Source organism: Micromonospora sp. NPDC049580 (assembly GCF_040675595.1).
GTDB lineage: Bacteria > Actinomycetota > Actinomycetes > Mycobacteriales > Micromonosporaceae > Micromonospora.
In genome coordinates, this window is record NZ_JBFAPG010000241.1 from 1 (window position 1) to 9215 (window position 9215).

The window sequence follows — 9215 nt, forward strand, 5'->3', positions numbered from 1 at the left end:
GGATCAAGCCTGACCGCCCGGAGCCGGGCACGGTCGCCCCCAGCCCCAACCGCAACCACCACCAAGCCCGCCAAGCCAGCAAGCCAGCCAACGCCAGCCAACGCCAGCCGAAAGCACCGACACGGCCGTCGGTCGCAGCCGGTTCAACCGTCCTCCCCCGGGTAGCAGTCAGGCAGGACCGAGGGAGGGCAGCCGGACATGAAGGCGTTGACCTGGCACGGCAAGCGGGACGTACGGGTCGAGGAGGTGCCGGATCCCCGGATCGAGGAGCCGACCGATGCCATCGTCAAGATCACGTCTACGGCGATCTGCGGCTCCGACCTGCACCTGTACGAGGTGCTGGGGCCGTACCTGAAGCCCGGCGACGTCCTGGGTCACGAGCCGATGGGCATCGTCGAGGAGGTCGGGTCGGAGGTGACCGGGCTCAAGCCCGGCGACCGGGTGGTGGTGCCGTTCAACATCTCCTGCGGCAGCTGCTGGATGTGCCGCCGCCAGCTCTACGCCCAGTGTGAGACGACCCAGGTGACCAGCGAGGGCAAGGGCGCGGCGCTGTTCGGCTACACCTCCCTCTACGGTTCGGTGCCCGGCGGGCAGGCCGAGTACCTGCGCGTTCCGCAGGCCCACTTCGGACCGATCGTCATCCCGCAGAGCGGCGCCGACGAGCGGTACCTCTACCTCTCCGACATCCTGCCCACGGCCTGGCAGGCGGTGAGGTACGCGGACACGCCACCGGGCGGCACGCTTGCCGTCTTCGGGCTGGGGCCGGTCGGCCAGTTCTGCGCCCGGATCGGCCGTCACCTCGGCGCCGGCCGGGTCATCGGACTGGACCTGGTGCCCGAGCGGTTGGAGCTGGCTCGCCGGCACGGGATCGAGGTGCTCGACGTCCGCGAGTTGTCCGACGTGCCGGGCGCGCTGATCGACCTGGTCGACGGGCGCGGGCCGGACGCCGTCATCGACGCGGTCGGCATGGAGGCGCACGGCTCGCCGGTCGGCAAGCTGGCCCACGCGGCCGTCGGGCTGCTGCCGGACAAGCTCGCCCAGACGATGACCGACCGGGTCGGCACGGACCGGCTCGCCGTCCTGCACGCCGCCGTGAAGGCGGTCCGTCGCGGCGGCACCGTGTCGCTCTCCGGCGTCTACGGCGGCGAGGCCGACCCGATGCCGATGATGGAGATGTTCGACCGGGGCATCCAGTTGCGCATGGGGCAGTGCCATGTCCGCCGGTGGACCGACGAGATCCTGCCGCTGCTCTCCGGCGACGACGACCCCCTGGGCGTGGAGGACCTGCGCACCCACCGGCTGCCGCTGAGCGAGGCGCCCCGGGCGTACGACATGTTTCAGAAGAAGGAGGACGGCTGCATCAAGGTCGTGCTCGCACCATGAGCCGGGTGGTGGTGGTCGCGGGCGCGACCAGCGGGATCGGCCGGGCGACGGCCCGGGCGTTCGCCGAGCGCGGCGACCGCCTGGTGCTCGCGGCCCGCGCGCCGCAGACCCTTGCCGAGGTACGCGAGGAGTGCGCCGACGTCGAGGTTCTGACCGTACCGACGGACGTCACCGAGGCGGGTGCGCTGGAGGCGCTGGCGGAGGCGGCGATCGAGCGGTTCGGCCGCATCGACGTCTGGGTGCACACCGCGGCGGTGATGGCCTACGGGCGCTTCGACGAGGTGCCGGAGCGGGTGTTCGAGCAGGTGGTGCGGACCGATCTGCTGGCCGCCGCGGGTGCGGCCCGGGTGGCGCTGCGGCACTTCCGGGCCACCGGCGCCGGCACGCTGATCCTCACCGGGTCGGTGCTCGGGCACATCACCGCTCCGTACATGAGCGCCTACGTGACCAGCAAGTGGGGGTTGCAGGGGTTGGCCCGGACGATCCAGCAGGAGCTGCGGGACAGCCCGGGGATCCGGCTGTGCCTGGTCAATCCGGGCAGTGTGGACACTCCGGTGTACCAGCAGGCGGCCAACTACCTCGGTCGGGTCGGCCGGCCCCCACCGCCGGTCGCCGGGCCGCAGCGGGTGGCCCGGGCCATCGTCGACTGTGTGGACCGTCCCCGTCGGGAGGTGTCGGTGGGCCGGCTGAACGTGGTGCTGCGGGCTGGTTTCACGGTGCTGCCGGGCGTCTACGACGTGCTGGTCGGGCCGTTGATGCGGCTGGCCGGCCTGAGCGGGCGGCCGGTCCCGGCGCACGACGGCACGGTCTTCGCCCCGAACCCGGCCGGCGAGTCGGTCCGCGGCGGCCACCTGCCCGACCTGCGGCAGTTCGTCCGCGCCAGGTCCGGCCCGGCAGTGCAGCTTCGCGGGCCGGCCGCGCGGCTCCGCGGGGCGGCCGCCGACGTGGTCGGCGCCGTGCTGCGCCGACGGCACGGCTGACCTGTTCGGGATCGTTCGGGACTTCTCTGGGGGCATCGTGCGTCGATCAACTCGCCTAGGGTGGTGGGCCGGCAAGCGCTCCGGCGCCCCACGATGGGAGAGACGATTGACCCTCCGACTGGACCGCAGGACGGCACTCGGACTGGGCACAGTGGCCACTGCCGGTACGGTGCTCGGCGCGGCCGCTCCGGCCAGCGCCGCTGAGAGCACCGAGGCGGCACCGACCACCCCGGCCCGGGCTGCCAACCGGGTCGCCGCCGCCTTCACCCGGTACAGCACCGAGGCCGGTGGCAACTGGCAGGCGTACGTCAGTGTGGCCGACCCGGCGGGCCCGCCGGTCGTCGCGGTGACGGCGGACGCGGACCGGCGGATCGAGGCGTACAGCGTCAACAAGATCGCGGTGGCCACGGCGGTGTTGGACAAGGTGGACCGCGGGCTGCTGGCGCTGGACCAGCGGGTCGAGGTGACCGCCTCGATCGTGGTGCCGGGTGGCGATGGCATCTTCAGCCTGGACGGCGTGTACCCCAGCAGCGTGACCATCGGGCACGTGCTGGCCAACCTGCTGACCGTCTCCGACGACACGGCGGTGCGGTTGTGCGGGCTGGTCGCCCCTGCCGCCGAGATCAACTCGATCCTGGTGGGCAAGGGTTTCCCGACCACCCAGGTCGAGCCGGTGGCCAACCCGAACCGGTTCTTCCTCGGCACCAGCACCCCCCGGGAGACCCACGACCTGCTGCGCGCCCTGGTCGCCGGCACGCTGCTGTCGCCGGCCTCGACGGCGTACCTGCTCGGGTTGCTGCGCTCCCCGGTGGCCTTCACCGACGGCATCCGGCGCACCATGTCGTCGGACGAGCGGGCCCGGATCGCCACCAAGGCGGGCTGGTTCGCCGACGCCCGGCACGAGGCCGGGGTGATCTTCGACCGGTCCGGCGCGGCGGTGCTGACCTACGCGCTCTTCGCCGACGGGCAGGCCGACCCGGACAACTTCGGCGCGACCCACCCGGCGGTGCAGGCCCGGGCCGCCATGGGTCCGAAGTTCCTGGCGGCGGTGGACCGTCTCGGCGGCACCGGCACGGCGTACCGGACGACCGCCCGCCGACCCAGCAACGGCGGCTGATCCCGCTGCCGGGTCGGTCGTCGGGTGACGACCGGCCCGGTGCGGGCGACCGCCGGGGCGGGAACCGCCCGGGGGAACTACCGTGTAGTGCGGGACACGGCGGAGGGACGGCGATGGCGCCAGCGGAACGCACGAACGGGCAACGGTCGCTCGGGCGACGGATGCGGGGAACGGCAGGGCTGGCCGCGCTCGCCGGCCTGGCCTGGGTGGCCCGGGACGTGCCCGCGGCGCTCGGCGGCCGGCTCGCCGGCGCCCGCGCCGAACGGGCGGCCCGCTCGCCACAGTTTCGCGACGGGACCTTCCACAACCAGGCCGACACCCGCACGATGGTCGCCGAGCCGGGTCGCAACCTGGTCCGGGAGCTGATCTTCGGAAAGCAGAAGCGGCGGCCCACCGCACCCGTGCCGCTGTCGCGCCCCAGCGCGTCGCCGGCCGCCGACACCGCCGACACCGCCGACGAGCTGAACATCGTCTGGTACGGCCACGCCTCGGCGCTCATCGAGATCGAGGGTCGGCGGGTCCTGCTCGACCCGGTGTGGAGTGACCGCTGCTCGCCGTCCGGGCTGGTCGGGCCGCGCCGGCTGCACGAGCCGCCGGTACGCCTGGACGAGCTTCCCCCGCTGGACGCCATCCTGATCTCCCACGACCACTACGACCACCTGGACATGCCCACCGTGCGGGCGCTGGTGGCCGGGCAGTCGGCACCGTTCGTGGTGCCGCTCGGGGTGGGCGCCCACCTGGACCGGTGGGGTGTGCCCGCCGAGCGGATCATCGAGCTGGACTGGTCCGAGTCGCACCGGGTCGACGGGTTGGAGATCACCGCCACCGCCGCCCAGCACTTCTCCGGCCGAGGGCTGCGTCGCGACGGCACACTCTGGAGTTCCTGGGTGGTCGCCGGGACCCGACGCAAGGTCTTCTACACCGGCGACTCCGGCTACTTCGCCGGGTACGCGGCGATCGGCGCGGAACACGGGCCGTTCGACGTGACGCTGATGCAGATCGGCGCGTACGACCGGGCGTGGCCGACCATCCACATGTTCCCGGAGGAGGCGGTCGACGCCCACCTGGACCTGCGCGGCGGGCTGTTCATCCCGGTGCACTGGGCGACGTTCAACCTGGCCCTGCACGACTGGTCCGAGCCGGTGAACCGGCTGTGGGCCGAGGCGAAGGCCCGCGACGTCCGGCTGGCCGTGCCCCGCCCCGGCGAGCGGGTGGTCGTCGACGACCCGCCCGCCGTCGACGGGTGGTGGCAGTCCGTCGCCTGACGTCGTCAGGCCAGCGCAGGCACAGCCTGACATCGTCAGGCCAGCGCGGGCCCGGCCTGACATCGTCAGGCCAGCGCGGGCCCGGCCTGACGGTCGGGTCAGAGCACGAAGGCGTCGGTCCAGAGCGCGCCGGAGCGGCCGGAGAGCGCGTCCAGCATCGCGACCGCCTGGCCGTCGGTGAGCTGCGCGACGAAGTCCACGATGGCGCGGCCCCGGGCGCGGCCGATCCGGTGCGGCGTACGCGGGTGCAGCTCCGCCTCGGCCAGCTCGACCAGGTCGTGCAGCCGACGGGGCAGCCGGGACTCCTCCTCCGGGTCGAGCAGCCACTCCCACAGCGCCTCGACGAGGGTGCCCAGCAGCCGGGCCTGACCACGCTGGTGCAGGGCCAGATCGGGGCGGGCCAGCACGAACCGGTGGTGGACGAACTTGAGCACCTGCACCTCGTGCCACTGCGCGCAGCCGAGCAGCACGTACCCGGAGCGCACCGACGGCTGGTCGGTCACCGTGATCGCCTCGACGAAACGGGTGGACCAGCGGGCGGAGAACCGCGACACGTACTGCTCCGCCTCGATCGAGCCGTCGAACGGCATCGCCAGCAGCCCGTCCACCAACTCCTCGCGGACGTGCTCGACGGCGGCGGCGAACGCGTCGTCGTCGGCGATCCAGGCGTCCTTGCGGTGCAGCTGCCGGCGCAGCCGCTCGATGGCGGCGCCGGGCCGCCGGGAGGCGGTGGCCAGCGCGGCGTCGGTGATCGCCCGGAAGTGCCCGCTCTCGCGCTGCCAGGCCATCAGCTCGGCCGACACCGCACCCTGCTGGAGCACACCGACCCGGTAGAAGTCCTCCACGTCGTGGATGGCGTACGCGATGTCGTCGGCGGTGTCCATGACGGACGCCTCCACGGTCTGCTGCCAGTCCGGGATGCGGCCGGCGAACGGCTCCCGAGCCTGCCGCAGGTCGTCCAGCTCGGTCCGGTACGCCCCGAACTTCAACGAGCCGCTCTCCGGGTCGTCCGGCGGCGGGGTGGCGCCGCGGGGCGGCGGGTCCAGCAGGCGCGGGTGCGGGTCGGGGTAGTCCAGCCGCGTCCACGGGTACTTCAGCATCGCCGCGCGGACCGCGGCGGTCAGGTCCAACCCGGTGGTGGCCGCGCCCCGGATCTCGGTGCTCGTGACGATCCGGTACGACTGGGCGTTGCCCTCGAACCCGTCGGCGAGGCCGAGGCGCTGGCGGGCCAGCCGGTCGAGCACCCGCTCCCCCAGATGCCCGAACGGCGGGTGGCCGAGGTCGTGGGCGAGCGCCGCGGCCTCCACCACGTCGGGGTCGCAGCCGCCGAGCTTGTCCAGCAGGCCGCGCCACCTGTCGTCGGCCGTCAGGCGCTCGGCGATCGCCCGGGCCACCTGGGCGACCTTCAGGCTGTGCGTGAGCCGGTTGTGCACCAGCAACCCGGAACCGACCGGGCTGATCACCTGGGTGACCCCGCCGAGCCGGGCGAAGAACGGCGAGCCGACGATCCGGTCCCGGTCGGCGCGGAACGGGTTGGCCGTGAGGTCGCCGAGGGCCCGGGCGCTGCCGCCGAAGAGCCGCCGGGCGCGCGGCTCCGCAGGTGATTCCATGATCGCCACGCTAGCGCAGGCCCGGCGGGGGTTGTCGACGGATCAACCCGGACGGGCGCGGTGGGCGAGACGGTGTACCCGGCCGGGCGCGGCGACAGCGGCCGGGGGCGCCCGGCACAATGCAGGCGGTACCCACTCCCGAAGGCGGATCGAGATCGTGACCCAGTCTGTTCATCAGCGGATCGCCGACGAGCTCGGCGTGGCCGAGCGTCAGGTGCGGGCGGCCGTGGAGCTGCTCGACGGCGGCGCCACAGTGCCGTTCATCGCCCGCTACCGCAAGGAGGCCACCGGCCTGCTCGACGACACCCAGCTGCGCACCCTGGAGGAGCGGCTGCGCTACCTGCGGGAGCTGGACGAGCGGCGGGCCGCCGTGCTGGAGTCGATCCGCGGCCAGGGCAAGCTGGACGAGGCCCTGGAAGCCCAGATCATGGCCGCCGACTCGAAGTCGCGGCTGGAGGACATCTACCTGCCGTACAAGCCGAAGCGGCGGACCCGGGCGCAGATCGCCCGCGAGGCCGGGTTGGCGCCGCTGGCCGAGACGCTGCTGGCCGACCCGAGCCAGGATCCGCGAGCCACGGCCGCCGGGTTCGTCGACGCGGACAAGGGTGTCGCCGACGCCGCCGCCGCGCTGGAGGGCGCGCGGGCGATCCTCATCGAGACCTTCGCCGAGGACGCCGACCTGATCGGCACGCTGCGCGAGCAGATGTGGTCGCGGGGCCGTCTGGTGTCGCGGGTACGCGAGGGTCAGGAGACGGCCGGCGCCAAGTTCTCCGACTACTTCGACTTCTCCGAGCCGTACCCGAAGCTGCCCTCGCACCGGATCCTGGCGATGTTGCGGGGCGAGAAGGAGGGCGTGCTCGACCTGACCATGGAACCCGAGGAGGCCGGCGAGGCGGACGCCGTGCCGACGGGCCCGAGCCGGTACGAGGCGGTGATCGCCGGTCGGTTCGGGGTGTCCGACGCCGGCCGCCCGGCCGACCGCTGGCTGGCCGACACGGTCCGCTGGGCGTGGCGTACCCGGATCCTCATCCACCTCGGGGCCGACCTGCGGATGCGGCTGTGGCAGGCGGCCGAGGAGGAGGCCGTACGGGTCTTCGCCACCAACCTGCGTGACCTGCTGCTTGCCGCGCCGGCCGGCACCCGGCCCACGATGGGACTGGACCCGGGCCTGCGCACCGGGGTGAAGGTGGCAGTGGTGGACGCCACCGGCAAGGTGCTCGCCACCGACACGATCTACCCGCACGAGCCACGTCGACAGTGGGACGCGTCGATCGAGACCCTGGCCCGGCTGGCCGGGGCGCACGGGGTGGAGCTGGTCGCGATCGGCAACGGCACCGCCTCGCGGGAGACCGACAAGCTGGCCGGCGACCTGATCAAGCGGCACCCGCAGCTCAACCTGACCAAGGTGATGGTCTCCGAGGCCGGCGCGTCGGTCTACTCCGCGTCCGCGTACGCCTCACAGGAGCTGCCGGGGATGGACGTGTCGCTGCGCGGCGCGGTCTCCATCGCCCGCCGCCTCCAGGACCCGCTCGCCGAGCTGGTCAAGATCGACCCACGCTCGATCGGCGTCGGGCAGTACCAGCACGACCTGTCCGAGGTGAAGCTGTCCCGGTCGCTGGACGCGGTCGTGGAGGACTGCGTCAACGCGGTCGGCGTGGACGTCAACACCGCGTCCGCGCCGCTGCTGACCCGGGTCTCCGGGATCGGGGCCGGGCTGGCCGAGAACATCGTGCTGCACCGGGACGCCAACGGGCCGTTCCGCTCGCGGACCGAGCTGAAGAAGGTGGCCCGGCTCGGGCCGAAGGCGTTCGAGCAGTGCGCCGGCTTCCTGCGCATCCCCGACGGCGACGACCCGCTGGACTCCTCCAGCGTGCACCCCGAGGCGTACCCGGTGGTGCGGCGCATCCTCGCCAGCACCGGTCAGGACCTGCGCTCGGTGATCGGCCGGAGCGCGATCCTGCGCGGGCTGCGGGCCACCGACTTCGTCGACGACCGGTTCGGCCTGCCCACCGTCACCGACATCCTCGCCGAGTTGGAGAAGCCGGGCCGCGACCCGCGACCGGAGTTCCGCACCGCCACCTTCGTCGAAGGCGTGGAGAAGATCGGTGACCTGACGCCGGGCATGGTGCTGGAGGGTGTGGTCACCAACGTGGCCGCCTTCGGCGCGTTCGTCGACGTCGGGGTCCACCAGGACGGTCTGGTGCACGTGTCGGCGATGTCCCGGACCTTCGTGAAGGACCCCCGCGAGGTGGTCAAGTCCGGCGACGTGGTCAAGGTCAGGGTGCTCGACGTGGACGTACCCCGCAAGCGGATCTCGCTGACCCTGCGCCTGGACGACGAGCCCACGGCCGCCGGTGGCGGCGGTCGGACGAGCCAGGAGGGGCGTGGCGGCCCGGCGCAGCGCGGACCGCAGGGTGGACGCGGCGGACAGGACGGTCGCGGCGGGTCCGGTGGCGGCCAGGGCGGTTCCGGCGGTCGCGGCGGGTCCGGCGGTCGCGGCGGCCAGGGCGCACGGGGCGGGCAGCAGCGGCAGGGCGCGCCGGCGCCAGCGAACGACGCGATGGCGGAGGCTCTGCGCCGCGCAGGATTGGCCTGATCCGTCAGCCAGCGCGAGGAAGCGCCGGGGATGCCCCGCAGGGGCGGTCATCCTCGGCGCCTCCCGAGCCCGGTCGCGCGGTGACCGACTCGCCGGGCCATCGGCGGGCACTGTCGAGCTGCCCCACCGGTGGGGCGCGCGAGCTGCCCCACGCCCCCAACCGCCCGCCCGACCCACGGCCTGGCTGGGCGCCTGCGACTCCCGGTTTCGGTGCAGATCTTGGACAGTTTCCGTTCGGCGCGGACGGAAACTGTCCAAGATCTG

The 9215-nt window shown here is 73.4% G+C and carries 6 protein-coding genes; 5 read left to right on the forward strand and 1 reads right to left on the reverse strand.

Going from position 1 to position 9215, the window contains the following annotated elements:
- Positions 1–198: 198 nt before the first annotated feature.
- The 4 genes from AB0J68_RS19335 to AB0J68_RS19350 all read left to right on the forward strand — a co-directional run bounded on the left by AB0J68_RS19335 (position 199) and on the right by AB0J68_RS19350 (position 4745).
- The gene (locus AB0J68_RS19335; protein WP_354856800.1) at positions 199–1383 is read left to right on the forward strand and encodes a zinc-dependent alcohol dehydrogenase; all 1185 of its coding nucleotides are present in this window, start codon (positions 199–201) and stop codon (positions 1381–1383) included.
- On the forward strand, positions 1380–2363 hold the full coding sequence (locus AB0J68_RS19340; RefSeq protein ID WP_363939725.1) for an SDR family NAD(P)-dependent oxidoreductase: 984 nt from the start codon (positions 1380–1382) through the stop codon (positions 2361–2363). The genes AB0J68_RS19335 and AB0J68_RS19340 overlap by 4 nt, the downstream gene beginning before the upstream one ends.
- Positions 2364–2469: 106 nt before the next feature.
- Entirely contained in the window at positions 2470–3480 is a 1011-nt protein-coding gene (locus tag AB0J68_RS19345; RefSeq protein ID WP_363939727.1) for a serine hydrolase, read from the forward strand.
- Between the two features lie 113 nt (positions 3481–3593).
- Positions 3594–4745 carry an MBL fold metallo-hydrolase gene (locus AB0J68_RS19350; RefSeq protein ID WP_363939729.1) on the forward strand — a complete coding sequence of 384 codons (1152 nt, stop codon included), beginning with the start codon at positions 3594–3596 and terminating at the stop codon, positions 4743–4745.
- 98 nt (positions 4746–4843) lie between these two features.
- Here the strand turns inward: AB0J68_RS19350 and dgt are convergent, their stop codons facing one another.
- Positions 4844–6355 carry a dGTP triphosphohydrolase gene (gene dgt, locus AB0J68_RS19355; protein ID WP_354856790.1) on the reverse strand — a complete coding sequence of 504 codons (1512 nt, stop codon included), beginning with the start codon at positions 6353–6355 and terminating at the stop codon, positions 4844–4846.
- A gap of 157 nt (positions 6356–6512) precedes the next feature.
- Here dgt and AB0J68_RS19360 point away from each other — a divergent pair, with 157 nt between their 5' ends.
- A complete protein-coding gene (locus tag AB0J68_RS19360; protein WP_363939731.1) occupies positions 6513–8951 on the forward strand; it encodes a Tex family protein in 2439 nt (812 codons plus the stop codon).
- Positions 8952–9215: the final 264 nt, after the last annotated feature.